27 protein-coding genes are annotated in these 25066 nt (G+C 68.1%); 7 read left to right on the top strand and 20 right to left on the bottom strand.

The genetic code is table 11. From position 1 onward, the window contains the following. Nucleotides 1–24 precede the first annotated feature (24 nt). A complete protein-coding gene (gene rpmF, locus HFP89_RS04770) occupies nt 25–228 on the bottom strand; it encodes a 50S ribosomal protein L32 (protein ID WP_168716504.1) in 204 nt (67 codons plus the stop codon). A 56-nt stretch (nt 229–284) separates the two neighbouring features. Next, a complete protein-coding gene (locus HFP89_RS04765) occupies nt 285–716 on the bottom strand; it encodes a YceD family protein (RefSeq protein WP_168716503.1) in 432 nt (143 codons plus the stop codon). 131 nt (nt 717–847) lie between these two features. Here HFP89_RS04765 and HFP89_RS04760 point away from each other — a divergent pair, with 131 nt between their 5' ends. The 3 genes from HFP89_RS04760 to HFP89_RS04750 all read left to right on the top strand — a co-directional run bounded on the left by HFP89_RS04760 (nt 848) and on the right by HFP89_RS04750 (nt 5100). Continuing rightward, nucleotides 848–1435, top strand: coding sequence for a Maf family nucleotide pyrophosphatase (locus HFP89_RS04760; RefSeq protein WP_168716502.1), 588 nt, complete (start codon nt 848–850; stop codon nt 1433–1435). A 97-nt stretch (nt 1436–1532) separates the two neighbouring features. Next, nucleotides 1533–3755 (top strand): 3-hydroxyacyl-CoA dehydrogenase NAD-binding domain-containing protein, encoded by a 2223-nt coding sequence (locus tag HFP89_RS04755; protein WP_168716501.1) that lies wholly within the window; start codon nt 1533–1535, stop codon nt 3753–3755. Between the two features lie 52 nt (nt 3756–3807). Then, the gene (locus HFP89_RS04750; protein WP_168716500.1) at nt 3808–5100 is read left to right on the top strand and encodes an acetyl-CoA C-acetyltransferase; all 1293 of its coding nucleotides are present in this window, start codon (nt 3808–3810) and stop codon (nt 5098–5100) included. A 69-nt stretch (nt 5101–5169) separates the two neighbouring features. Here the strand turns inward: HFP89_RS04750 and HFP89_RS04745 are convergent, their stop codons facing one another. The 10 genes from HFP89_RS04745 to icd form a co-directional block, all read right to left on the bottom strand. Further along, a complete protein-coding gene (locus tag HFP89_RS04745; protein WP_168716499.1) occupies nt 5170–5415 on the bottom strand; it encodes a hypothetical protein in 246 nt (81 codons plus the stop codon). Between the two features lie 103 nt (nt 5416–5518). Then, on the bottom strand, nt 5519–6793 hold the full coding sequence (locus HFP89_RS04740) for a TRAP transporter large permease subunit (RefSeq protein WP_206212229.1): 1275 nt from the start codon (nt 6791–6793) through the stop codon (nt 5519–5521). Further along, complete coding sequence (locus tag HFP89_RS04735; protein WP_168716498.1) at nt 6790–7329, bottom strand: TRAP transporter small permease subunit; 540 nt, start codon at nt 7327–7329, stop codon at nt 6790–6792. The genes HFP89_RS04740 and HFP89_RS04735 overlap by 4 nt, the downstream gene beginning before the upstream one ends. After that, complete coding sequence (dctP, locus tag HFP89_RS04730) at nt 7326–8333, bottom strand: TRAP transporter substrate-binding protein DctP (protein ID WP_168716497.1); 1008 nt, start codon at nt 8331–8333, stop codon at nt 7326–7328. The genes HFP89_RS04735 and dctP overlap by 4 nt, the downstream gene beginning before the upstream one ends. A 4-nt stretch (nt 8334–8337) precedes the next feature. Next, entirely contained in the window at nt 8338–9210 is an 873-nt protein-coding gene (locus HFP89_RS04725; protein WP_168716496.1) for a TRAP transporter TatT component family protein, read from the bottom strand. After that, nucleotides 9207–10082 carry a bifunctional methylenetetrahydrofolate dehydrogenase/methenyltetrahydrofolate cyclohydrolase FolD gene (folD, locus tag HFP89_RS04720; protein WP_168716495.1) on the bottom strand — a complete coding sequence of 292 codons (876 nt, stop codon included), beginning with the start codon at nt 10080–10082 and terminating at the stop codon, nt 9207–9209. The genes HFP89_RS04725 and folD overlap by 4 nt, the downstream gene beginning before the upstream one ends. A gap of 75 nt (nt 10083–10157) precedes the next feature. Then, on the bottom strand, nt 10158–11129 hold the full coding sequence (locus HFP89_RS04715) for an FAD-dependent oxidoreductase (protein ID WP_168716494.1): 972 nt from the start codon (nt 11127–11129) through the stop codon (nt 10158–10160). Next, nucleotides 11129–11674, bottom strand: coding sequence for a lipocalin family protein (locus tag HFP89_RS04710; RefSeq protein ID WP_168716493.1), 546 nt, complete (start codon nt 11672–11674; stop codon nt 11129–11131). The genes HFP89_RS04715 and HFP89_RS04710 overlap by 1 nt, the downstream gene beginning before the upstream one ends. Then, nucleotides 11671–12459 (bottom strand): ferritin-like domain-containing protein, encoded by a 789-nt coding sequence (locus HFP89_RS04705; RefSeq protein ID WP_168716492.1) that lies wholly within the window; start codon nt 12457–12459, stop codon nt 11671–11673. Before HFP89_RS04705 ends, HFP89_RS04710 begins: the two co-directional genes overlap by 4 nt. Continuing rightward, complete coding sequence (gene icd / locus HFP89_RS04700; protein WP_168716491.1) at nt 12459–13712, bottom strand: isocitrate dehydrogenase (NADP(+)); 1254 nt, start codon at nt 13710–13712, stop codon at nt 12459–12461. Before icd ends, HFP89_RS04705 begins: the two co-directional genes overlap by 1 nt. Before the next feature lie 162 nt (nt 13713–13874). Here icd and HFP89_RS04695 point away from each other — a divergent pair, with 162 nt between their 5' ends. The 4 genes from HFP89_RS04695 (at nt 13875) to HFP89_RS04680 (ending at nt 17151) form a co-directional block, all read left to right on the top strand. Then, complete coding sequence (locus tag HFP89_RS04695; protein WP_168716490.1) at nt 13875–14666, top strand: hypothetical protein; 792 nt, start codon at nt 13875–13877, stop codon at nt 14664–14666. 27 nt (nt 14667–14693) lie between these two features. Beyond that, on the top strand, nt 14694–15371 hold the full coding sequence (locus tag HFP89_RS04690; RefSeq protein ID WP_168716489.1) for a 3'-5' exonuclease: 678 nt from the start codon (nt 14694–14696) through the stop codon (nt 15369–15371). 180 nt (nt 15372–15551) lie between these two features. Beyond that, nucleotides 15552–16418: a glutathione-dependent disulfide-bond oxidoreductase gene (gene yghU / locus HFP89_RS04685; protein ID WP_206212228.1), complete on the top strand. Its 867-nt coding sequence runs from the start codon at nt 15552–15554 to the stop codon at nt 16416–16418. A 205-nt stretch (nt 16419–16623) separates the two neighbouring features. After that, nucleotides 16624–17151, top strand: coding sequence for a pseudouridine synthase (locus HFP89_RS04680; protein ID WP_346775190.1), 528 nt, complete (start codon nt 16624–16626; stop codon nt 17149–17151). Nucleotides 17152–17190: 39 nt separating this feature from the next. Here HFP89_RS04680 and HFP89_RS04675 read toward each other — a convergent pair whose 3' ends face one another. The 8 genes from HFP89_RS04675 to HFP89_RS04640 all read right to left on the bottom strand — a co-directional run bounded on the left by HFP89_RS04675 (nt 17191) and on the right by HFP89_RS04640 (nt 24153). After that, nucleotides 17191–17667 (bottom strand): anthrone oxygenase family protein, encoded by a 477-nt coding sequence (locus HFP89_RS04675; RefSeq protein WP_168716486.1) that lies wholly within the window; start codon nt 17665–17667, stop codon nt 17191–17193. 224 nt (nt 17668–17891) lie between these two features. Next, nucleotides 17892–18752 carry an RNA polymerase sigma factor RpoH gene (gene rpoH, locus HFP89_RS04670; RefSeq protein ID WP_168716485.1) on the bottom strand — a complete coding sequence of 287 codons (861 nt, stop codon included), beginning with the start codon at nt 18750–18752 and terminating at the stop codon, nt 17892–17894. A gap of 179 nt (nt 18753–18931) precedes the next feature. Continuing rightward, on the bottom strand, nt 18932–19855 hold the full coding sequence (gene ftsX, locus HFP89_RS04665; protein WP_168716484.1) for a permease-like cell division protein FtsX: 924 nt from the start codon (nt 19853–19855) through the stop codon (nt 18932–18934). Next, nucleotides 19852–20553 (bottom strand): cell division ATP-binding protein FtsE, encoded by a 702-nt coding sequence (gene ftsE / locus HFP89_RS04660; RefSeq protein WP_168716483.1) that lies wholly within the window; start codon nt 20551–20553, stop codon nt 19852–19854. The genes ftsX and ftsE overlap by 4 nt, the downstream gene beginning before the upstream one ends. 28 nt (nt 20554–20581) lie before the next feature. Beyond that, a complete protein-coding gene (locus HFP89_RS04655; protein ID WP_168716482.1) occupies nt 20582–21775 on the bottom strand; it encodes a type II secretion system F family protein in 1194 nt (397 codons plus the stop codon). Next, nucleotides 21775–22653: a Rossmann-like and DUF2520 domain-containing protein gene (locus HFP89_RS04650; protein ID WP_168716481.1), complete on the bottom strand. Its 879-nt coding sequence runs from the start codon at nt 22651–22653 to the stop codon at nt 21775–21777. Before HFP89_RS04650 ends, HFP89_RS04655 begins: the two co-directional genes overlap by 1 nt. Next, nucleotides 22650–23366 carry a rhomboid family intramembrane serine protease gene (locus HFP89_RS04645; protein WP_168716480.1) on the bottom strand — a complete coding sequence of 239 codons (717 nt, stop codon included), beginning with the start codon at nt 23364–23366 and terminating at the stop codon, nt 22650–22652. Before HFP89_RS04645 ends, HFP89_RS04650 begins: the two co-directional genes overlap by 4 nt. After that, the gene (locus HFP89_RS04640; RefSeq protein WP_168716479.1) at nt 23356–24153 is read right to left on the bottom strand and encodes a lysophospholipid acyltransferase family protein; all 798 of its coding nucleotides are present in this window, start codon (nt 24151–24153) and stop codon (nt 23356–23358) included. The genes HFP89_RS04645 and HFP89_RS04640 overlap by 11 nt, the downstream gene beginning before the upstream one ends. Nucleotides 24154–25066 lie beyond the last annotated feature (913 nt).

The following is a 25066-nucleotide window of genomic DNA, read 5'->3' as shown; positions in this document are numbered from 1 at the left end:
GACGGGCCGCGCCGGCCGCCGGTCTCAGTCCTGGTCTTCGTCCAGCTCGACCTCTTCGGCCACCTCGATCACCTGGCGACCGCGGTAGAACCCTTCGGCGCTGACATGATGGCGGCGATGGATCTCGCCGGTCTCGCGCTCTTCGGACAGGGTCGGTGCCTTCAATGCATCGTGCGAGCGGCGCATGCCGCGGCGGGACGGGGTCTTTCGGCTTTTCTGTACGGCCATTTCGGCACTCTCCAGCAGGTTGCGTTCAATCGTGGCCGAGGGTCGATCGGACCGGCTCAGCGCTTCTTCAATTGTTCCAGCGCCGCGAACGGGCTGGACGGTTCTTCCGGCTCGAACGGCGGATCGCCCGCCTGCACCACCGGCTCGCTGTCGGGCTTGACCGGCACCACCGGCAGTTGCAGCAGCACTTCGTCCTCGATCAGGTCGACGAGCTGCAGACGGCCTTCGCTGCAGACCTTCGGCTCGGCGTCCTCGGGCAGCGTCGAAAGCTCGGCCTCCGATTCGACCAGCGTCAGATCGCTCTGCGATGCGATCGGATGCAGGAAGCGATCCAGCGTGCGCTGACAGGTCAGCGGCACCGCGCCATCCAGCGCCAGGTCCAAGCGCACGTGGCCCTGCGGATCGTTCCAGACCCGCAGCCGGAACCCGATGGTTTCATCGGCGCTCGGCGAATCCAGCAGGTCCTCGACCCGCTTGAGCCAGGTCACCGGTACGCGGCCGGAGAACTCACGCTCTCCCTGTGCGGCCCGGTGCGGATCGATCCAATCCGGAAAGTCACGCGACATAGCCCACCAGTATATCATTTCGAAGCACTTCCGAACACCCATGGACGTCCCTGATGAACGACCGCTCCGCACCGCTGGTACTGGCCTCCGGCTCGACCTACCGTGCCGGCATGCTGCGCCGCCTCGGACTCGAATTCACGATCGATCCGGCCGACATCGACGAACGCCCCCGGCCCGGCGAGGCGCCGGCCGCGCTGGCCTTGCGGCTGGCGCGGGAGAAGGCCCGGGTGGTGTTCGAGCGCCATCCCGATGCCTGCGTGCTCGGCGCCGACCAGGTGGCCGGGCTGGACGACGGCCGGATCCTCGGCAAGCCCGGCAGCGTGGAGCGGGCCATCGAGCAACTGCGCACGATGCGCGGTCGGCGGGTGACCTGGCATTCGGGCATCGCGCTGCTCGGGCCGGGCATCGACGAGCATGCCGTGATCGATACCGCGATCGATATTCGCCCGCTCCTGGACGAAGAAATCCGACGCTACGTCGAGGCCGACCGGCCGCTGGACTGCGCCGGCGCGATGCGCTCGGAATCGCTCGGCATCGCGCTCGTCGACCGAATGGCCAGCGACGACCCCTCCGCGCTGATCGGGATGCCGCTGATCCGCATCTCGTGCTGGCTGCGCGCGGCCGGCTACGCCCTGCCCTGAGCGCGGCAGACCGCAGTCGTTCGCGAAATCGTCGCCGGTCGAGGCCGGCGGTCTTGATACACTTCGCACCATACGCCCACGCATGGAGCTCGACCCGATGGTCACCGAAGCGGCCCAAACGCCCCTGCCCGGCCCGTTCAAGCACTGGCGCCTCGAGACCGATCTCGAAGGCATCCTCTGGCTCTACATCGACCGCGAAGGCGAGAAGGTCAACAGCCTGAGCCGCGAGGTCCTGACCGAACTCGGCCAGATCGTCGATCACCTCGAAAAGCACGCACCCACCGGACTGGTCCTGACCTCCGGCAAGCCCGGCACCTTCATCGTCGGCGCCGACGTCCGCGAGTTCGACCAGACCCGTGACGTCTCGGTGCTGCAGGAAGGCGTCCGCGAGGTCCACGCGCTGTTCGACCGGATCGAGAAGCTGCGGTTTCCGAAGGTCGTGGCCTTCGAAGGCTTCTGCCTCGGCGGCGGTCTGGAACTGTCGCTGTGCTTCGACTGGCGGATCGCGCTGGACCACGACCGGACCCGGATCGGGTTTCCCGAAGTCAACCTCGGGATCTACCCCGGCTACGGCGGCTCCGGCCGCTCGCTGGCGGCCATCGGCGGCATGAAGGGCATGGAGATCATGCTGACCGGCCGGATGCTGCGCGCCCGCGCCGCGCGCGGCATCGGCCTGGTCGACCAGACCGTCAGCGTGCACGGCTCGCTGCGCTGGGCGGCCCGCCGCGCGGTGCTGAAGAAGCGCAAGCACAAGCTTTCCGGGATCGTCAACAAGCTCTCGCTGACCGGCCCCGGCCGCAAGCTGCTGGCCGGCCAGATGCGCAAGCAGACGCACCGCAAGGCCCGGCCCGAGCATTACCCGGCGCCCTATCGGCTGATCGACGAGTTCGAGGCGCACGGCAACTCGCAGAGCGCGATGATCCGCGCCGAGGCCGAGAACATTCCCGAGCTGCTGGTCGGCGACACCTCGACCAACCTGCGCCGGGTGTTCCGGCTGATGGAGCAGCTCAAGGCCCAGGGCAAGCGCTCCGACTTCAAGGCCCGCCGCGTCCACGTGATCGGGGCCGGCGTCATGGGCGGCGATATCGCGGCCTGGTGCGCCCTGCGCGGACTGGACGTCACGCTGCAGGACCGCGAGATGAAGTACATCGAGCCGGCCCTGAAACGCGCTGCGTCGCTGTTCCGGAAGAAGCTCAGGAAGCCCGCCGCCGTCGCTGCGGCGAAGGCACGACTGCGCGCCGACATCGAAGGCGAAGGCGTCAGGCGCGCCGACGTGGTGATCGAAGCCATCTTCGAAAACCGCGACGCCAAGCGCCAGCTGTTCGAGAACCTCAAGGCCGACCTCCAGCCGCATACGCTGGTCGCGACCAACACCTCGGCCATTCCGCTCGGCGAGCTGTCCGACGTGTTCGACGACCCCGGCCGGCTGATCGGTCTGCATTTCTTCAACCCGGTGGCCAGGATGCCGCTGGTCGAAGTCGTCCACGACACCGACACCCATCCGGACCGGGTCGATGACGGCTGCAGCTTCGCCACCCAGATCGGAAAATACGCGCTGCCGGCCACCTCGACGCCGGGCTTCCTGGTCAACCGGGTGCTGGTGCCGTACATGTACAAGGCCATGACCATGCACCGCGACGGCATTCCCAAGGAAGCGCTGGACAAGGCCGCGGTCCGGTTCGGCATGCCGATGGGTCCGGTCGAGCTGGTCGACACGGTCGGCCTGGACGTCGGACTCGGCGTGATCGACACCCTGCTCGGCGATGCCGCCGGCGAAGACCGCAAGGTGCTGGAGTCGATGGTCGAGTCGGGCAAGAAGGGCAAGAAGACCGGCGAAGGATTCTACAAGTGGGACAAGGGCAAGCCGGTGCGCGACGATGATGCGCACAAGGGCCATGACCTCGACCGGATCGCGAAGGACCTGATCCAGCCCTACCTCGACGAATGTCTCGCCTGCCTGCGCGACGACGTGGTCGAGGACAAGGACCTGCTCGACGCCGGCATGATCTTCGGCACCGGCTTCGCGCCGTTCCGCGGCGGTCCCGTCCATTACATCGAAAACACCGATGCCGAAGCCTCGGCCGACGACTCGCTGCTCGACGCGGCCCGCGCGAAGTCCGGCGGCAAACAGGACGGCGATGCGCCGAAGAAGAAGGCGATCAAGAAGAAATCGGCCAGCAGGAAGAAGACGGCAAAGAAGAAGAAGAAAGCCGCCAGGAAGACAGCGGCAGACAAGGCATCGACCGGCCGGACATCGACCGACAAGAAATCATCCGAAGCGAAATCGAACGGCGACCCGTCGGCCGACCGGGCCGACTGATCGTCCGTGCATTTCGACTCGAACCTGACCCCATTCCACGAGGATCGTTTCCATGACTGACGGATCCCTTCGACGCATCGCCGTCATCGGCGGCAGCCGGATTCCGTTCTGCCGTTCGAACACGCTCTACGCCGACGAAACCAACCTGGACATGCTGACCCACGCCATCCAGGGCGTGGTCGATCGCTTCGGCCTGGCCGGCGAGAAGATCGACACGGTCATCGCCGGCGCAGTGACCACGCATTCCAGGGACTGGAACCTGGCGCGCGAAGCCGTGCTGTCGACCGACCTTTCGCCGCTGACCCCGGGCATCACCATGCAGCAGGCCTGCGGCACCAGCCTGCAGGCGGCGCTGATGGCCGGCGCCGAGATCGCCACCGGCCAGATCGACTGCGCCATCGTCGGCGGGACCGACACCACCTCCGATCCGCCCATCGTGTTCTCGCGGAAGTTCGCCCAGCGCCTGGTCAAACTGGGCCGGGCGAAGACCTTCAAGGACAAGCTGGCCGTGTTCAAGGGCTTTTCTCCGGCCGAACTGGCGCCACAGGCACCGGCCAACGGCGAGCCGCGGACCGGACTGTCGATGGGCCAGCACTGCGAGCGCATGGCCAAGGAATGGCAGATCGGGCGACGCGAGCAGGACGAACTGACGCTGGAAAGCCATCACAAGGCGGCACAGGCCTGGGACGAAGGATTCTTCGACGACCTGGTCGTCGCGCACGCCGGCGTGCTGCGGGACAACAACATCCGCGCCGACAGCACCATGGAAGCCCTGGCCAAGCTCAAGCCGGCCTTCGACCGCTCCGGCGCCGGCACGCTGACTGCCGGCAACTCGACGACGCTGACCGACGGCGCGGCCGCCGTGCTGCTGACCTCCGAGGAGTACGCAAAGAAGCACGACCTGCCGGTCACATGCTGGCTGACCCAGGGTCGGACCGCCGCGGTGGACTTCGTCCACGACGAGGGCCTGCTGATGGCCCCGACCGTGGCCGTTGCGGAAATGCTGCAGAAGGCCGGGCTGACGCTGCAGGACTTCGATTTCTACGAGATCCACGAAGCCTTCGCCGCCCAGGTCCTGTGCACGCTGAAGGCCTGGGAATCGGACGACTACTGCCGCGATCGCCTCGGCCTCGATGCCGCGCTGGGATCGATCGACCGATCGAAGATGAACGTCAAGGGCTCCTCGGTCGCCGTCGGCCATCCATTTGCCGCCACCGGCGCCCGGATCGTCGGCACGCTGGCCAAGCTGCTGGAACAGAAGGGCTCCGGCCGCGGCCTGATCTCGGTCTGCACGGCCGGCGGCATGGGCGTCTCGGCGATCCTCGAGCGGGATCGAGACGGCTGACCGCATCGAATTGAATCGGACCGGAACCTGAAACGCCTCGCACCGCGGGGCGTTTTCGTGTCCGCTGGATCAGTTCGCGATCCAGCGCGCCAGCACCCCGCTCGCCGCATACAACAGCAGACCCCACAGGACGATGCTCGCGCGTCCCCAGACCACGGCCTGCGCCATGGCCGCGACACCGGTATCGGCCACGCCACCGACGCTGGCTTCGAGCCCGACCACGGCGAAGACCGAAACCGTGGTCAGAATCGCGCCGATCAAGACCGTGACCAGGGCCACGATGCGCAGAACGGTTCGGATGGTGTGCTCACTCATGAATTCGGCCACCTCGGACAAACCACCTCGCCGTCCATCCTAGCGGATTCCCGACCGACCGTTCTGCAAACGACTCCGGGCCGACGCCGGGTGCGAGGTCGGCTCAGTCCATCCGCCCCGGCAGCCACAGGCTCAGCGCCGGCCACCAGGTGATGATGACAAGCGAGACCAGTAACCAGCCGAGGAACGGCAGCGTGGCGCGGTAGACGGTCAGGATATCGGTGTTGAAGCGGTGCGAGGCGAGGAACAGGTTGATGCCGACCGGCGGGGTGCAGTAGCCGATCTGCAGGTTGGCCAGGAAGATGATGCCCAGGTGAACCGGGTCCACGCCGAAGGCCAGCGCGATCGGCAGGATCAGCGGCGCCATGATGACCAGCGCGGCGAAGATGTCCAGCATCATGCCGACGATCAGCAGCAACACGTTCAGCGCGACAAGAAACATCCACGGGCTGGACAGCCACGGCTCGACGGCCTCGAACAGGCGCTGCGGGACCTGCGTATCGATCATGATGTTGGTCGAGGCCATCGAGAAGCCCAGCACGACGAGAATCGCACCGATCAGCATCATCGCCTCGGCGATGACCCGGCCGAGATCGGCGAGGCCGACCTCGCGGCGGACCAGGACCACGGTGACCAGCACCCAGGCCGCGGTAACGACGGCCGCTTCGACGACCAGCAGCCAGCCGCCGTAGATGCCGCCGAGGACGACGAACGGCAACGGCAGCTCCCAGGCCACGGCGCGCAGGCTGGGGCCGATCGGCGGCCGCGGCTCGGTCTCGGGTTCCAGCCCCCGACCCACCCACATGGCCCAGCCGGCCATCAGCGAAAGCATCAGCAGACCGGGCAGGATGCCGGCCAGGAACAGGTCCTCGATGCGGATGCCCTGCCCCGGCGCGACCTGCTGGGCGACCACTGCATAGAGAATCAGCGGCAGCGACGGCGCGAACAGGACACCCATGCTGGAACCAGCGGTCACCAGACCCATCGAGAAGCGCTGCGGATAGCCGGCCTTGAGCAGCGCCGGCAGCATCAGTGAACCCAGCGCGACCACGGTGATGCCCGACGCGCCGGTGAACGCCGTCATCAGCGCGAACAGTCCCAGGCCCAGGATCGCCAGGCCGCCCGGCAGCCAGCCGAACAGCGCGCGGGTCAGGTCGACCATGCGCGCCGGCGTGCCGGATCGCGCCAGCAGCACGCCGGCGAAGGTGAACAGCGGCAGCGCGACCAGTACCGGCAACTCGCCGATGCGCTGGAACTCCAGCGCGGCCAGCACCGGATTGCCGCCGGCGTCGTGGAAGCCGATGATCGCCGCCAGCCCGATCACCGCGAACAGCGGCAGTCCGAACAGGGCCAGCACCAGCAGCACGACCATCATCATGCCGAAGGCACCTCGGCGGCCGCCGGCGCTGCGGGTGGACTGCCGAGCACGGCGCGGCGCATGAAGCGCCAGCCCATCAGTGCAAACCCGACCGGAATGATCGCCAGCACCAGCCAGCGCGGAACATCGAGAAAGGCCAGGTCACCGAACTCGCGTTCCAGCTGGACGGTCTGAAGCGACAGGTAGACCATGCCGATGCAGAACAGGGAGGTGATCGCGAACATGATCCGGTCGACGATCGCACGCGCCGCGTCCGGGAGAAAACGCCCGAGCAGGTCGATGCGGATATGCCGGGCCTCGTCGGCGGCCAGCGCGGCCGACAGCATCGCCAGCCAGAGCACGCCGGCGCGCATCGCCGGGTCGGCCCACGGCAGCGCGCTGTCGGCCAGGTTGCGAAGGCCGATCTGGGTCAGGCCGAGCAGGACCAGGGCAACGAAGAGCACGCCGAGCAGGCCGACCTCCAGATGGCGGATCCAGCGACCGAAGGCGGTGGCCGGAACGTGCCCGTTCGCCCCCTCCGGAGCGCCTTCGCTCACGGCGTGGCGGACGCGTCTGCGCCGCGCAGTTCGTCGAGTCGCTCGCGCAGCCGATCCAGGCCGGGGACCTCGAACTCGCCGGCTTCGAGCATTTCATTGAGCACGGCATTGGCCCGCGCCGTCCATTCCTCGACCCCGTCGGGCGCCGGCTGCAGGATTTCGATGCCCTCCTCGACCAGCGCCGCCCGAGCCTGGATGTTCTCGTCGACGACCGCGGCTTCCTGGGCCCGCAACGCGTCGCCGAAGTGCTGGCGCACGATCGCCTGGTGCGCAGGGTCCAGTTTCTCGAAGGCCTTCCGGTCGATCGCCAGCGTACCGGCGGTCGCCAGCACCGGCAGGTCGAGCATGTACTTCGCGCGGGTGTGCCACTGCAGGATGATGGCCCCCGAGACGGTACTGCCGAAGGTGTCGATGGTGCCGGTCTGCAGGCCGGTGTAGACCTCGGCCATGCTCATCGGTACCGCGCTGGCACCGATGCGCTCCAGCGTCCGGCGCGAAAGCGGGTCGCCTTCCGGAATCCAGACGCGCAGGTCGGCGGAAACATCCGCCGGCGCGGTGAACGGCTGGCGCGAGAACAGGTAGGCGAAGCCGCCGTTGGAGATCGCCGGCGCCATCATGCCGCCCTCGTACAGTGCGTCGAGGATCAGCGGGTCGAATTCGTCGCGCAGCGCGGCCAGTTCTTCGGCGTTGCGGAACTGGAACGGCAGCGAATACAGGTTCGACTCCGGCGCCACACCGGCCAGTTCGCCGACGGTGAACACACCGCCATGCAGCTGGCCCAGGCGGATCCGGCGCAGCACCGTATCGGCATCGCCCATCACGCCGCCGGGATAGAAGCGGATGCGGACCTCGCCGTCGCTGGCCTCCTCGATCCGGTCGCCGGCGGCGTTCAAGGATTCCATCCAGCTCGAACCGTCGGGAGCCAGCGCGGCGATCTTGAGCTGCTGGGCATTCACTGCCGGCATCAGCAGCAGAAGAAGTAGAAGAAAAGTAATAGATTTCATTGGATCAGTCGAAAATCCTCGACGTCTGGTCAAGTAGATCACGGGCCCGCTGCTGGGCGATGCGATTGGCCAGCACGTAGCCGTCCTGCTGCGGATCGGCATCGCGCACGCCTTCCAGCAGCTCGACGAACAGGTCCCGATCGAACATCAGGCGAGCGTACTCGTCGGCCATCAGAACCGGAATCAGCAGGTTCCGGCCCTGCGAAATCCTCCGTGCGCGCTCGAACTGCTCGCGGGCCAGGTCCGGACGCCCCCCGGCGGCCGGCGGGCGCTGTGAATTCAGCACGGCAAGATACAGCCAGACCGCGCCGTCGTCGTGGTTCGGGTCCCGCTCGGCGACCCATTCGAGCAGCGCCTCGACCCGCGGCAGGTCGGCCAGCGCGCGGAAGTCGTCACTGGACGCCGCGATCCAGGCGGCCCAGACCGTGCCCAGTACGTAGGCTTCGTCCACGGCCGCGGTCGGGAGTTCCTGGAGCCGCGCCTCGAAGGCCTCGAAATCACCGTCGTCGATGCGGCACAACGCAGCGACCGCATCGCAGGCTCCGCGGCGGGCATGGTCGAGCGCGCGGGTGGCCAACCGGCGCTGGCGTTGGGGTTGTTCGGCGAACAGGCCGGCGTAGGTGCCGGTCAGCTCGGCCGTGGTCAGGCGGGTCCGGGCGTTGCCGGGGTTGGCCTGCAAACGCGCTTCGAGGATCAGCAGAAAGGTCGGCAGACCGCGTTCGACGATCATCGGCTCGTCATAGTTGACCACGGCCTGTTCGAGATCGGCCGCGAAGTTGCTGGTCGCCCGGTCGATCAACGCACCGCAGCCCGAGAGCATCGGTGCGGCGACGACCAGTGCAGCCAGTGGTCCAGACCAGCGTCGGGCCCGGCTCATGGCGCGCGCACCACGAGGCCGGCTGCCTCGGCGGTGTTCTGCATCAGGCTGGCCACCGTCATCGGACCGACGCCGCCGGGCACGGGGGTGATCCAGCCGGCGCGCTGCGCTGCGGCATCGAAGTCGAGGTCGCCGCGGAGTCTGCCGTCATCGCCGCGATGAATGCCGATATCCACGACCACGGTGCCTTCGCGGATCCATTCGGCGTCGACGATGCCGGGCTTGCCGACGGCAACGAACAGGTAGTCGGCCTGGCGGACCAGCGCTTCGAGATTGTTGGTGAACCGATGCGCCACGCTGGTCGTCGCCCCGGCCAGCAGCAGTTCGAGTGCCAGCGGCCGGCCGACGATGTTGCTCGCGCCGACCATCACGGCATGGTGCCCCTTCGGCGACAGGTGGTAATGGTTGAGCAGCGTCATGACCCCACGCGGCGTACACGGCCGCACACCGGGATCGCGCAGCGCCAGCCGGCCGACATTGAAGGGGTGGAATCCATCGACGTCCTTCGCGGCGTCGATGCGGCGGGTCACTTCCAGTTCGTCCATGTGGGCCGGCAGCGGCAGCTGGACCAGGATGCCGTCGATTTCGTCATCGGCGTTGAGATCGTCGATCAGCGCCAGCAGGCTGTTCTGGTCGGTGCCGTGCGGCAACCGGAAATCGCGCGAAACCAGCCCGGCCCGGGCGCAGGCCTTGACCTTGTTGCCGACGTATACGTCCGAAGCCGGATCGTCACCGACCAGCACCACGGCAAGACCGGGCGGTCGGCGGCCGCGATCCACCGATTGGCGTACGGCCTGGGCGACGTTCTCGATCAGTCGATCGGCAACGGCGCGGCCATCGAGCACGTGCGCGGATTGGGAGGTTTCTGCCATGGCTCCAGTGTACCTGCTGTTCGATGACGCACCGATGTCGCAGCGCCCTCGTCCGAGCTCGGTCCGGGCGTTCGATCAACCCGTTCCGGCCAACCAGTCCGCTGCCTTCCGGCCGCTGGACCAGGCGCCCTCGACGCGGCTTCCCGCCAGCCAGTCGCCGGCCACGACCAGTCGCTGCTCGGCATGGACCAGCACGCCGTCCTGACGTGGCGCGGCCGCCTGCGCATAGCGCCAGCGGTGCGCAGCCACGGATTTCAGGCTCGCTTCCGGCACCTCCAGCCGCGCGCAGAGCGCCGGCGCCAGCGCGGCGGCCAGCGACTCGACGTCTTCTTCGAGATGCGCCCGGGACCATTCGGCGGTCGCGTGCGCCACCCAGCATTCGCCGCTGCGCCCCGGCTTGCTGGAGTTGCGTGCGATCCAGTCGAGGGTCGGGTCGTCGTTGACGAAGGCCGCGTCGAAGCGCGGCTCGAGCGCTCGTTCGAACGCCGCCATCAGCGTGATACAGGGATGAAACACGGTCCCGGCCAGCTCGCCATGCAAGGGATGGGTCGGACCCAGCAGGGCCGCGGCCTGGGCCGGCGGCGCGGTGACCAGTACGCGGCGCGCCTCGATCACTTCGCCGTCCTCCAGCATGGCAGTCCAGTGGGCCTCGAACTCCAGCCGCTCGACCCGCGAGCGGAAGCGGCACTCCAGACCTTCGGCCAGCCTTCGGCAGACCCCGTTCATGCCGGGCACGGCCACGAAACGCTGGACGTTCTCGGTATCGCGATGACCACCGTCCCCACCCAGCACGGCAAGCCTCGGCGTCCATTTCTCGATCCAGCCGTCATCGCGCCACTGCTGGATCTGCCGGCCGAACGCGGCCGAGCGCGCCGTGAAGTACTGGGCGCCGTGATCGAACCGGTTCTTGTCGTCACGGCGGGTCGCGCTGCGCCCGCCGGGCCCGCGCGACTTCTCGACCACCTGCACCCGTTGCCCGGCCTCGGTCAAGCGCGCAGCGGCGGTCAGTCCGGCCCAGCCGGCGCCGATCACAAGGGTATCGAACATCATTCGTCGTCCTGTGGCGTGAAATCGATCCGGTCGACCGGAAACCCCTGACGCCGGGCTTCGGCCAGAAGCTCGTCGATCCGGGCGCGAGGCAGCCCGCGTGTACGCGAAAGAATCCACAGGAACTTCCGCGAGGGCTCGCCGACCAGCGCCCACCGGTAGCCACGATCCAGCGCCATGACCTGGTAATCGCCCCAGACCATCGGGAGCCAGCTCAGCCAGGCGGGTGCGAATCGGACTTCCAGCGCGGCCGGACGATCCGGATCGGGCCGGCGGGCCCTGCCGCGGACTTCCTCGGTTGCGCCGCTGGCCAGTCGACAGCGGTTGATGACCTCGACCCGGCCGTCGTCGAGCAGCGTGTATTCGGCCCGGGTTCCGGCCACGCACTGGTCCTGGAACCGGTTCGGCAGCTTGGCAATCTCGTACCAGGTGCCCTGGTAGCGCGCCAGGTCGACCGCGTCGACCAGCTCCAGCGGTGCTTTCGACGCGCCGCCGCAGCCGGCCAGCGACAGCCCGAGCAGCGGAATCCAGTGCTTCCAGTTCACGCCATGGCCTCCAGCGCTTCGAGCTCCGGCGCGCTGAATCCGGCCTCTCGGCGCGCCGAGTGATTGAACGGACCGCGCAGCGCCCCGCCGAAATGGTCCCGCAGCAGTCCGCGGAAGGTCGGTTCGGGATCCAGGTCCCGACCTTCGCAGCAGAAGCGGAACCAGCGGCTGCCGATCGCGACGTGGCGGACTTCTTCCTCGAGGATGACCTCCAGGCAGGCCACGCTGTCGAGATCGCCGACCGCGCGCAGTTTGTCGATCATGCCCGGCGTGACGTCGAGACCGCGCGCCTCCAGCACCCGCGGCACCAGCGCCATGCGCACCAGCACATCGTCGGCCGTCTTCTCGGCCATGTCCCACAGCCCGTTATGGGCCGGCAGGTCGCCGTAGGCGGCGCCGAGCCGGTCGAGCCGCTCGGCAAGCAGCCGGAAGTGACGGGCTTCGTCGGCCGCGACGCTGAGCCAGTCGCGGTAGAACTCATCGGGCATGCCCGGAAAACGCAGCGATGCATCCAGGCCGAGATTGATCGCATTGAACTCGATGTGGGCGACCGCATGGAGCAATGCCACGCGGCCTTCGACGCTGCCGAGGCCGCGTCGCGGCAGGGCCGACGGATGGACTCGCGCCGGCCGCTCGGGTCGGCCGACGTCGGGTACGTCCACCCCACCGGGATCCCGGGGCACGAAGGCCCCGGAGTCGACATCCGCCCAAAGGCGATCGACCCGCCGGCACTTGGCCCGCGGGTCGGTTTCGGCCAGCGCGGCACGGACGTCGTTCCAGCCCATCAGGACTGCTGGATCGCCTCGATCAGCGCATCGGCGAAGCCCGAGGTCGAGACCTCGGTGGCGTCGTCGCGCTGGCGCGCGAAGTCGTAGGTGACGGTGCCGCCGACCACGACCTTTTCGAAGGCATTCTCGATGAGCCGCCCGACTTCCGGCCAGCCGATGTAGTCGAACATCATGACGCCGGAGAACAGCAGCGAGGACGGGTTGACCTTGTCCTGGCCGGCGTACTTCGGCGCGGTGCCGTGGGTGGCTTCGAACACGGCCACGTTGTCGGCCATGTTGGCGCCCGGTGCGATGCCGATCCCGCCGACCGAGGCCGCGGCCGCGTCGGACAGGTAGTCGCCGTTGAGGTTCATGGTCGCCAGCACGTCGAACTCGGCCGGGCGCAGCTGGAGCAGCTGGAACATGATGTCGGCGATCCGGTCCTTGATGACGATCCTGCCTTCGGGACGCTTGCCGTCGTGCTTTTCCCAGAGCTCGTCCTCGGTGATCGTCACGTCGCCGAACTCCTCGGCCGCCACCTCGTAGCCCCACTTGCGGAAGGCGCCTTCGGTGAACTTCATGATGTTGCCCTTGTGGACCAGCGTGACCGACTCGCGGTTGTTGTCGATCGCGAACTGGATGGCCTTGCGCACCAGGCGCTTGGTGCCGAACGCCGAGATCGGCTTGACCCCGAGACCGGCGTCCTCGAAGAAGTCCGCGCCCATTTCCTCGCGCAGGAACTTCGCCAGCTTCTCGTTTTCCGGCGTGCCGGACTCGAACTCGATGCCGGAGTACACGTCTTCCGTGTTCTCGCGGAAGATCACCACGTCGAAGTCCTCCGGCTTGCGCAGCGGCGAGGGCACGCCCGAGTAGTACTTGACCGGGCGGACGCAGGCATACAGGTCCAGCGTCTGGCGCAGCGACACGTTCAGCGAGCGGAAGCCCTCGCCGACCGGCGTGGTCAGCGGACCCTTGATCGCGACGTTGAGATCCTTGATCGCCTCCAGGGTCTCGTCGGGGAAGTAGTCACCGTCGTATATGCCGGCGGCCTTCTCGCCGAGATACAGCTCGGCCCAGTGGACCTTGCGTGCGCCGCCGTAGGCCTTCTCCACCGCGGCGTCCCAGACGCGCAGGCAGGCCGGCGTGATGTCGACGCCGATGCCATCGCCCTCGATGTAGCCGAGGACCGGATCGTGGGGCACCTTGAGCTGGTTGTTCTCGACGGTGATTCGGGAGCCGGATTCCGGCAGCTTGACGTGCTGATAGGGCATGCGATGCGTCCTCTTAACCAATGGAAAACAGCAAGACGCGTAGTGTACCAGTCTGTCGTTTGTCGACCGGCCGGCATGCCAGGCACATCAACCCCCATCTTCGGCCCGGACTCGCCCGAGAGGGCGGCATCGGCCCGCCTCGCGCCCATCCGAACCGCTGCCATGCCCGCTCGCGCCGTCGCGGTTCGCGCCGCCGCGCTGTCGCTCGGGCTGCATGCCGCTGCGGCAATGCTTCTGGTCCTGCTCGTCGAGCCCCCGCCCCCGCTGCGTACGCCAACGTCGGACATCGTCCGCGTTGCGCTGGTCGCGACGCCGCGTCCGGCATCCGACGCCGATCCGGCCAGGCCGATTCAGCCCACGGTGCCCGCGCCGCCGGCCGAATCCTCCGGCGTGCCGCCGCGTGAGCTGCCCATCGAATCGACGCTGCAGCCGGCTCGCGATCGCAGTGCGGCGGCCGAACCCGCGGTACAAGCGACGCCGCAGGACCGCAGCCCCGCGATCGATCTCGATCGACTTCGAATGCAACTCGCGGACGGCCTGCCGATCGAGGACCCGGAGGCTCGACCCGGACCACCCGGCAGCGCGGAGCCGCCGACGGCCGTGCCCTGGGCCCGGCGCGGCGAGCCGATTCGCGGGCTGCCGATCGGCGGCGGCTGGATGAATCCCTACGTCGGCCCGGTCCGGCCGCGCTCGGAGACCTGGGGCTCGCAGATCGGCGAACGACGCGGCTACTACGTGCTGGCCAACGGCCAGGCGGTCTGCACGCGCGCTCCCGCACCCAGCTTCGCCGAACTGACCCACCCGTGGAAGGCGATGACGGTGACGCTGGCCTGGGCCTGCGGTCGCCAGCGCGGAACCGCACCGCCGCCGGACGACCTCGACTACGCACCGGCGCCCGCCGCGCTGCGCGAACGGTCCGTCGATGCCGATCCGGGCGCCAACGTCGTACCCTGACGCCCTTCCCGACCAGCGAGTTCGATCATGCCTGCCACCGTTTTCCACCTGCTCGCGCTGTTGCTGCTCGTCCCGGTATCGGGCGCCGCCCAGAGCCCGTGGCCCGACAACGAGCCCGGCGACTGGGGCCTTGCGATCATCGATGTCGAAACCACCGGGCTGGAGCCCGGCTATCACGAGATGATCGACATCGGCATGATCTACACCACGCTGGACGGCGAGGAACTCGACCGGCTGTTCCTGCGCATCCATCCGCGCCATCCGGAGCGGGCCGGCGACGTCGCGCGCTCGATCAACGGCTATTCCGAACAGCGCTGGGCCGAGCTCGATGCGCTGCTCCCTGCTCAGGCCGTAGAACGGATCCTGGACTTCCATCGACAGCACGCCGATCCTCGTCGCTTCATCCTGACCGCCTACAACGCGCCGTTCGACCGGGCATTCCTCGACGCGCTGCTGACCGAGCACGGCAGCACGGTCCGCGATCTCTACACCTGGTTCGTGCTGGACCTGCCGTCGATGGCCTTCGGTCTCGGCGCCACGGCGTTGGTCAACGACCGGGTCGCCGAGCGCTTCGGGCTCGAACCGGAAACCGACGACCCGCTGGACCACACCGGGCTGTCGGGCGCGGAGTGGAATCTGGCGTTGTACCGGGCAATGCGCCAGACAAGCCGGGAGCTGTCCGTCGGGCCTGACCTGAAGCCTTGATCAGGTCGCTGCCCGTCCGGCCAGGCGCGATTCCAGGGAATCGCCGGTCGACCCGGCGGCCGACTTCGGCCGGGGATCCCGCGATCGCTCGCGGCCATCGGAAGCAATCGCTGCGCAAGCAAGCCCCGGCCAACCCGGTCCGATGCGTACACTTCAAGAATTCACGCTGGAATGTCCGACATGACCGATACCGAGTACACCCCACCGAAGATCTGGCGCTGGGAGCCGGGCAACGGCGGTCGATTCGCCAACATCAACCGACCGACCGCCGGCGCCACGCACGACCAGGCCCTGCCGGTCGGGGCGCATCCGCACCAGCTCTACTCGCTGGCCACGCCGAACGGCGTCAAGGTCACGGTGCTGTTCGAGGAGCTGCTGGCGCTGGGCCACCGCGACGCCGAGTACGACGCCTGGCTGATCCGGATCGGCGAAGGCGACCAGTTCGGCTCCGGCTTCGTCGAGATCAACCCGAACTCGAAGATCCCCGCCCTGCTCGACCGCTCCGTCGAGCCGCATATCCGGGTGTTCGAGTCCGGCAGCATCCTGCTGTACCTGGCCGAGAAATTCGGTGCCTTCCTGCCGACCGACCAGCATGGCCGCACCGAATGCATGAACTGGCTGTTCTGGCAGATGGGCTCAGCGCCCTACCTGGGCGGCGGCTTCGGCCACTTCTACGCCTACGCGCCGGTGAAGATCAAGTACTGCATCGACCGCTTCGCGATGGAGGCCAAGCGCCAGCTCGACGTGCTCGATCGTCACCTCGCCGAGCACGAGTGGATGGCCGGCGGCGGCTACTCGATCGCCGACATGGCGATCTGGCCCTGGTACGGCCAGCTGGTACTGGGCCGGCTGTACGAGGCGGCCGAGTTCCTGCAGGTCGAGGAATACGTCCACGTCATGCGCTGGGCGACGACCATCGACGCTCGCCCCGCCGTCAGCCGCGGCCGGATGGTCAACCGCACGTTCGGCGAGCCGTCCATGCAGCTGCACGAGCGCCACGAACCCAGCGATTTCGAACGCCGGACCCAGGACCGGGTCGGTGAATGAACGGGACCGGTTCTGCGCGGGATGCCGGGCAATGCCCAGCGGATGGCCGGCGAAGCGCGGACGCTGAATCGGCCGCTCGCCGAGCGGGCTGTGCTGGCTCTGCCGTCCGGGGTCCAACGAGACCCGTCAGGAACCGGCGACGGTCCGGCCGCCGCGCCAACCGATGTCCTGCCGGGCGCACCTCCCGTCAGGGTGCGTGGCGGTCGTGCTGATCGCCTTCAACAAACCCTTCGGCGTGCTCTGCCAGTTCAGCGGCGAGGGTCCGACGCTGGCCGACTACATCGACGTGCCGGGCGTCTACCCGGCCGGCCGGCTGGACAAGGACTCCGAGGGCCTGCTGCTGCTGACCGACGACGGCGCGCTGCAGGCCCGGATCAGCTCACCGAAGTTCAAGCAGCCCAAGACCTATCGGGTGCTCGTCGAGCGCGAACCGACCGACGAGGCGCTGGAACGGCTGAGGAAAGGAATCGAACTGAAGGACGGCCGTACCCGGCCGGCCGAGGTGCACCGAGTTCCGGAACCGGAAGGACTCTGGCCACGGGAGCCGCCGGTGCGCTACCGGAAGAACGTCGTCGACGCCTGGCTGGAACTGACCATCCGCGAGGGACGGAACCGCCAGGTGCGCCGGATGACGGCGGCGGTCGGGCATCCCACCTTGCGCTTGATTCGAGTGCGGATCGGGAACTGGACGCTCGATGGGCTGGACCCCGGCGGATGGAGGCCGCTCGACTGAGCACCGATCAGCGAGCCGTGGCAGTGCACCCCGCAAGCATCAGAATTCGACCGCCCCGATGGCCAGCGCCCCCAGCGCCGCGATGCCGAGCGCCGCACGAATCACGCTCCAGAACTGCGCTCGACGACGGTACGCCGGCCAGACCCGCTCGGCGTTCGACCAGTCGGCGGCCTTGAGTCCCGCGTTCAACGGCGCCTGGTGGGTCATCGTTACGCCCACCGGGCCGATCAGGTAGACCACGGCCCCCGCCATCAACCACCAGCGCTCGACCGACTCCAGAGCAAGGAACGCGATGACGCCCACCGCGCTGACCGCCAGCAGTGTGCCGATGAACAGCGCAACCGACTGCGGGCCGGCCAGACGGTCGTTGATCTGGCGCATCAGGAACATTGCCTGTTCGGGTTCGTGACGATGCAGGGCCTGGATCACGGCACCCGCGAGGAAAAGCTGAGCGCCGACCACCAACCCGCCACCGAGCAGGGACAGCGCAAGCAGAAAGGAAAGCACTGCGATCATCGGATGTCGGACCCCGGGATTTCCAGAACGTGATGATACGCAAATCAAGCGGCTCATAGAGTGAAGCCGATCACGGATCGTTGCCGGGCGAGATCGATTCGTCCTGCAGCCGAGACCTGGGGAGACCGCCCCCGAGCCTGGCTCTGGGTCGCGCCGAACCGGTACGAAAGAAAACGGCCTCCACGCGGGAGGCCGTTTCATGGGTCGTGGCGTCGGTGCAGCGATCAGGCGTCGAAGGCAGCCTTCAACTTCTTCATCGCTGCGGCTTCCAGCTGGCGGATCCGCTCGGCCGAGACGCCGTACTTGTCGGCCAGCTCCTGCAGGGTCATCTTGGGGTCGAGCAGCCAGCGCGACTGGATGATGTCCTTGGAGCGGTCGTCGAGGCCGTCGAGGCCGGCGAACAGCAGGTTGTGCTGGTGCTCCTCCATGTCGGCCGTTTCGGTGGCGATGTCCGGCGAGGCTTCATGGTTTTCCAGGTAGCCGGCCGGGGCCAGGTACGGACGATCATCGTCGTCGTCGCTGGTCAGGTCGAAGCCGACATCCTGGCCGGACAGCCGCGATTCCATCTCCATCACGACTTCGGGCTTGACGTTCAGGTCCGCGGCGACGCGGTTGACTTCGTCCTGGTTCAACCAGCCCAGGCGCTTCTTGTTCTTGCGCAGATTGAAGAACAGCTTGCGCTGCGCCTTGGTCGTGGCGACCTTGACGATGCGCCAGTTGCGCAACACGAATTCATGGATCTCGGCGCGGATCCAGTGGACCGCGAACGAGACCAGTCGCACGCCCTGCTCGGGATCGAATCGCTTGACGGCCTTCATCAGGCCGATGTTGCCTTCCTGGATCAGATCGCCCAGCTGAAGGCCGTAGCCCGAGTACCCGCGCGCGACGTGCACGACGAAGCGCAGGTGCGACATCACCAGCAGGCGCGCGGCATCCAGGTCCTCGTCGTCGCGGAACCGGCGCGCCAGGCGCTGCTCTTCTTCCAGGCTCAGCACGGGAACCTTGTTGACCTCCTGGATATAGGCATCCAGCGAGCCGGTTCCGGCCGGGGCGAGAAGATGGCTCGGTACGAGTTCCTTCGACATGCAAAACCTCCTTGATCAACCCTTCAATTCTAACAAGAACCGGCCTTTCCGGCCAATCGAACAGAACCGGGATCGATTTCGTCCGCTCGGGTTCACGCCCCGTTGGACGGGTCCTTGGGGCGGAAGTTCCCCGGTTCAATGCCGGGGACCGCGATTCCCGGATCGTCCGGGCGCCCCGATCATGGGTTGATTCGATGAAGCTGTCGTGAGACCGCCACCGCGGCACCGGCAATGCCGAGCAGGCCCGAGCCGATGATCAGCGCGGCGATCAACTCCGCCGGCGGTGCCTGCAGCGAGGCCGGCGTGCCATAGGAGGCACCCAGGTCCCGAACCGGCCCCGCCAGCAGCCAGAGCCCGAGCCGGACCAGCAGCCAGGCGCCGAGCCCGCCGAACAGCCCCAACCAGAATCCGGCGTACAGGAACGGCCGACGGATCCAGGCCGGCGTGGCGCCGACCAGCGCCATCACCTCGATCTCCTCGTGCCGCGACTGGATCTCGGCCCGGATGGTATTGGCGATGACGAACAGCACCGCCAGCCCGAACAGGACGGCGACCAGCTCGACCAGCCGGGCGAACACGCCGAGCAGCGCCTCCAGCCGCCGGAGCCAGCCGAGGTCGACGATGACCTGGTCGATGCCGTCCAGCGCGCGCAGCCGACCGGCCAGCCCGCCGACATCGCCTTCGCGCGCCGGCGTCACCTCCAGCACCCAGGGCAGCGGGACCTCGCCGAGCTCCAGGTCGTCCAGGCCGGTCGCCCCGGCCAGTTCACGCATGCCGGCCTCGGGGCTGATCGGGTCGACCGTGAGCACGTCCGGCGACGTCGACAGCGACGACGCCAGACGCCGTGCCCGGTCTTCGTCGAGCTCGGCGTCGAGAAACACCGAAATCGATTCCAGCCGCTCCAGGTCGGTGTTCATGGCGCTGAGGTTCGCCAGCGCGGTGTACAGGCCCAGCGGCAGGCTCAGCGCGATGGCCAGCACGCCGATGGTCATACCGCTTGCGACCGGCGAGCGGACCAGCGCGCCGATCGACGACAACAGGCTGTAGGCATGCCGGCGCAACCAGCCGCGAAACCCCGCTCGGATTGCCTTCGCCGCACTCATCGAAGCACCTCCGGACCGGTCGACCCCGGCGGCACCGGCACCGTGTCGTCGACCATCCGCCCGTGGTCGAGCACCAGCGTCCTGCGACCGAGCTGGCGGACCAGGTACAGGTCGTGGGTGGCGATCAGGACGGTCGTGCCGAGCTCGTTGAGCGTGCAGAACAGCCGCATCAGCTCTTCCGACAGCGCCGGGTCGAGGTTGCCGGTCGGCTCATCGGCCAGCAGCAGCGGCGGCTTGGCGACGATCGCGCGGGCGATGCCGACCCGCTGCTGCTCGCCGCCGGACAGCACCGGCACCGGCATGCCGGACTTGTCGCGCAGGCCGACCTGGTCGAGTGCCGCCCCGACCCGCCGCTTGATCTCGCCGAACGAAAGCCCGGCGATGTGCAGCGGCAGCGCGACGTTGTCGAACACCGTGCGGTCGGTCAGCAGTTTGTGGTCCTGGAAGATCACGCCGACCCGCCGCCGCAGCATCGGGATCTGGCGACGCGACAGCCGGCCGACATTGCGGCCCTCGAACAGGACCTGACCGCGACTGGGCCGCTCGAGCAGCGCGATCAGGCGCAGCAGCGTGCTCTTGCCGGCGCCGGAATGGCCGGTCAGGAAGGCCATCTCGCCGGGCTCGAGCCGGAAGTTGACGTCGGCCAGCGCCTGGACGCCGCCGGCGTAGCGCTTGGCCACGTGTTCGAAGACGATCATTGCATCATTGCCTTTCGCACCCATGGCCCTAGCCCAGCATCTGGCTGAGGTTCATCACCGGCAGCAGAATCGCCAGCACGATGTAGAGCACGACCAGGCCCACCAGCAATATCAACGCCGGCTGCAGCACGGCCAGCAGGACCGCGCCGGTCTGTTCGAGATCCGCTTCCTGGAGCTCGGCGGCGTGGTCGAGCATGCCGGCCAGGTCACCGGCCTGTTCGCCACCCGCGATCAGGCGTCGGGTCAGCGGCGGCATCCAGCCGATCTCGGCGACCGAGGCAGTGATCGAGCTGCCTTCCCGGACGCGCTGTCCGGCCTGTTCGAGATCGTCGCGCACCCGCCGATTGGACATGACGCTGGCGGCCGTGCCCAGCGCATCGACAGCCGGGACGCCGCTGGCCATGAGGATGGCCAGGGTGCGGGCGAACAGCGCGCTGGCATGGGCCCGCACGACCCGCCCGATCAGCGGCAGGCCGAGCAGCGCACCATCGAAGGCCCGGCGCGGGCCCGGTCGGCGCAGCAGCAGCGCGCCGCCGGCCGCCAGGCCGAGGAGCACGAGCAGCAGCAACCCGCCCCAGCCGGCCAGCGCATCGGAAATCCAGATCAGGCTGCGCGTCAGCGCTGGCAGCGCCTGGTTCGACTGACTGAACACTTCGACCACGCGCGGCACGACAAAGCCCAGCAGGCCCCAGACCACGGCCAGCGACAGTACACCCAGCAGCAGCGGATAGACCAGCGCCATCACGATGCCGCGCGACAGCGCCGCGCGCCGCTCGGCATGATCGGCCAGCCGGGCGATCACGGTCTCGAGCCTGCCGGCCTGCTCGCCAGCGGCCACCGAGCGCCAGACCAGCGGCGGAAACAGCGCCGGCTGCTCGGCCATGGCCTCCGAAAGCGCCGCGCCTTCGCGAACCCGCGATCGCATGGCCGCCAGCGGTCGATGAACGGCCGGGCGATCGGTCTGCTCGGCCAGCAGCGCAAGAACGTCTTCCAGCGGCAGGCCAGCACGCAGCAGGCCGGCCATCTGACGCAACAGCAATGCGCGTTCGCGCACAAGCCGCGCAGCGCCGCCGCGTCGTCCGGCCGCCTGCACCGGCCGCACCTCCAGCGGCACCAGCCCGCGCTCGCGCAGCTGGCTGCGGGCCTGGCGCGCGGAGTCGGCCTGGACCACGCCGCGCACGCTCTTCTGCTCATCGAGCGCCTCGTACTCGAACGCCGCCATCAGGCCGCTCGCTCCTCGAACAGCGCCCGCAACGCCTCCAGCGACTCCGCACGATCGGGATGCCTGCGCCGGGCCAGATCCACCGTCGAACCGGCCAGGACGGCAAGCAGCGGCAGGACCTGTCGGCCGAACGCTTCATCGTCCCCGGCCCGCGCCCGGATCCGGTCCATCATCGCCGCACAGGTGGCCGCGTCACCGCGCTCGATCGGGCCTGTCAGGGCGCCGGCCCCGCCCCGCTCGGCGATCGTATCCAGCGCTCCGGCCTGCAGCGTGGCGATCAGTCGGCGGGCGTCGCCGGCCGCCAGCCCGCCGGCCACGGCCAGGTCCTCGGCCAGCTGGTCGAGCGTGCACAGGAAATTCGAAGCCGCGATCATGGCCGCATGGTAGAGCCGCTTGTCGTCCGGCCGGAAGCGCAGGGTGCGGGCGCCGATCGCCTCGAAGGCCGGCAGCAGCCGATCCAGCGCCGCTGCATCCCCCTCACCGACGGCGTAGCGACCCGGAAACTGGCGGCGTGCCAGGTCCGGCTCGGCAAAGGCACAGACCGGATGCACCGCGGCAACCGCCGCTGCGCGACCGGCCAGCAGCGAGGCCGGCTCGGCACCCGAAAGGTGGAAGGCCAGCGCGGCGAACGGAAGGCCCGCATCGGCCACCTCGGCGATCGCGCTGTCCGGAACGCCGATCAGCAGCCAGTCCTCCGGGGCGATGCGCTCGAACCGCTCGACCGGCCTGCCCTGCCCGATCCAGTCCACGGCCTCGGCCGCACTGGCCGGGCTTCGGTTGCAGACTTCGCCGATCGTCAGCACGCCGGCCTCGTGCCACAGTCGCGCCAGCGTGCGCGCCGTGCGACCGGCGCCGAGAATGTGCAGGCACGGCGTCATTCGAGACGATCCCGGTCCGAAGGACGGACCCTGTCGTTACCGAACTGCCGCCACGGCGCGTCGATTTCATCGTCCAGTTCGTCGTCCTCGTCTTCCCAGTCATAGCGCTTCATCGGCGGCCGGTCCCAGGCGCGGAAGACCAGAGCGCACAGCACGCCGAGCACCAGCCCGCTGGCATGCAACTCCCAGCTGGTCGCCGGCGCGGACGGCAGCACGCCCCAGAGCATCGAGCCATACAGGAACCAGACCAGCAGCGCCGCGCCGACCGAGCGGAGATCCCGACGCAACAGGCCGGAAACGAACACGAACGCCAGGATGCCGTAGATCAGGCCCGACGCACCGATATGGACGTGGTCGCGGGCGAAGATCCAGGCCAACGCGCTGGTGCCGACGAACAGCAGCGGCAGCACGCGCAGCGAAGCGTTCGGAAACAGGTAGAGCATCAGCGTGCCACCGATCAGCAGCGGCAGCGTGTTCGACATCAGGTGGGACAGATCGAAATGCAGCAGCGGCGTGGTCGCCAGGCCGATGAGCCCGGCACTTTCGCGCGGTCGAAGGCCGAATCGAATCAGCTCCAGCTGAAGCATCTGGTCGAACAGGAACACCGACCAGACCACCACCAGGAAACCGAACACCAGCCTGAAGGCCAGCACGAAGTTGCCGGCCGCGCGGCGCGATGCGCTGTACCGTGGGTCCGGGACCTCAAACCGCATCGGTCGGCTCCAGCGCCGAGGCGATGACGTCGCGGGAGCGCCGATGCAGGTCGCGCACCACCTCATCGATCGTCAGGCCGTCGCCCTCCTGCTTCGCTTCGATCGGCGGATGGATGATCAGCTTCGCACGGCCCGGCCGGATCCGAAGACCGCCCGGCCGCAGAATGTCGCGCGTCCCGATGACGGTCATCGGCAACACGGCCCAGCCTCGATCCGCGGCGACCCGGAACGCGCCCTTTCGAAACGGCAGCAGCTCACCGGTGCGGCTGCGCGTGCCTTCCGGAAAGAACAGGATGCCGGTGCCCTCGTCGAGCCTCGCAACCGCGGCATTGATCGCCGCTCGGGCCTGGTCGGGGTTGGAGCGGTCGATGAAGATGTGGCCGATCGCCCGGCAGCCCTGGGCGACGAACGGAATCCGCCCGACCTCGGCCTTCATGACCCAGCGCAGGTCCAGACCCGAGTATCCGTAGATCACCGGAATGTCGTACTGGCTCTGGTGATTGGCGACCACCACGTACGATCGCCCCGGCTCGATGTGCTCGGCGCCTTCGATGTCGAGTTCGACCGGCGTCAGCTGCGCGATCAGGCGCGCCCAGCGCGCGGCGATCTGCGTATTGGCAAAGCGCTGGCCACCGAACAGGCAGACCGCCATCGCAAGCGGTGCAGCGATCATCGTATAGACCACCACGACCGGCAACAGCACCAGCCACAGCCAGAGCGGGTACAGCCGGTCCAGCCAGCCCGGCCGGTTCGATTGCGCGTGGGAAGTCGACGAAACGTCGGTCATGGGCGGATTCTAACGCCTGACCGGCGTGGCGACGAGGTGGGTCGTCGGCGTTGGTGCTGTGGATGCCGCGTCGGTCGGCTTCCTTGCGGGTGGCTTCGTTCAGTGAAAGGCCCTTCGGTGGGCGGCTGACTTGCGTTCGGTGGTTTGCTCGCCTTCGGGGTGTTGCTTCCCGGGGCTACAAACGTTTCGCCACGCGGACTTCGTCCGCATTCTGGCGATGTGCTTTTGTCAATCGCCACAAACGTACCCGAAAGGGCTTCATGATTACGCACGTTTCTCGGCCGGTAGTACAGCCCTCCGGAGGCGTGCAGGAAACTCGAGAACAGCAAGCAAGGACCCTTCGAAAGCGCTTTTTTGCCCGGGTTCGACTGTTGGAGGGCGCTTGCGCGCGAAGGGTGGCCGCCTCCGAAGTCGTTCGCGCGCAAGCGCCCTCCAACAGGCGGTCTTCCTGCCAGTCCGGCGTCGGGCTGGAATCTCGCTTGGGATGGAAACCCGTCCTTCGAATCCGATCGGATGATCCAACGGCTCGCCTGTATCGCCTGCCGCGACGCTCCGATGGCGGGACGCTACCCGACCGTGGCCGAGATTCATGCGTAATCAGGAAGGTTTTTTACAAGCGCGCGTACCGGGTGGGGGTTGCCCTCCGGTGACGGTCGTGGCGCGAAGAATCGCTTCGTGCCGTGGAGTGGGAAGCGCTTGCCGGGTACAGAGGGGTAAGAGCCCGAGGCGAAGCCGGATGGTTGTTTCCGGCTTGGTTCGGTGAACGGCCCTTCGGTGGGCGGGTGTTCTGCTTCTGGTGTTCTGCTCGTCCTGGGGTTGTTGCTGCCCCGGGCTACAAGCGTTTCGCCACGCGGACTTCGTCCGCTTTCTGGCGAGGTACTTTTGTCAAACGCCACAAAAGTACCCAAAAGGG

Source organism: Wenzhouxiangella sp. XN79A (genome assembly GCF_012272825.1).
Taxonomy (GTDB): Bacteria; Pseudomonadota; Gammaproteobacteria; order Xanthomonadales; family Wenzhouxiangellaceae.
Note: the sequence above shows the minus strand (reverse complement) of the source record. Positions and strands in the feature narration are given on the sequence as shown.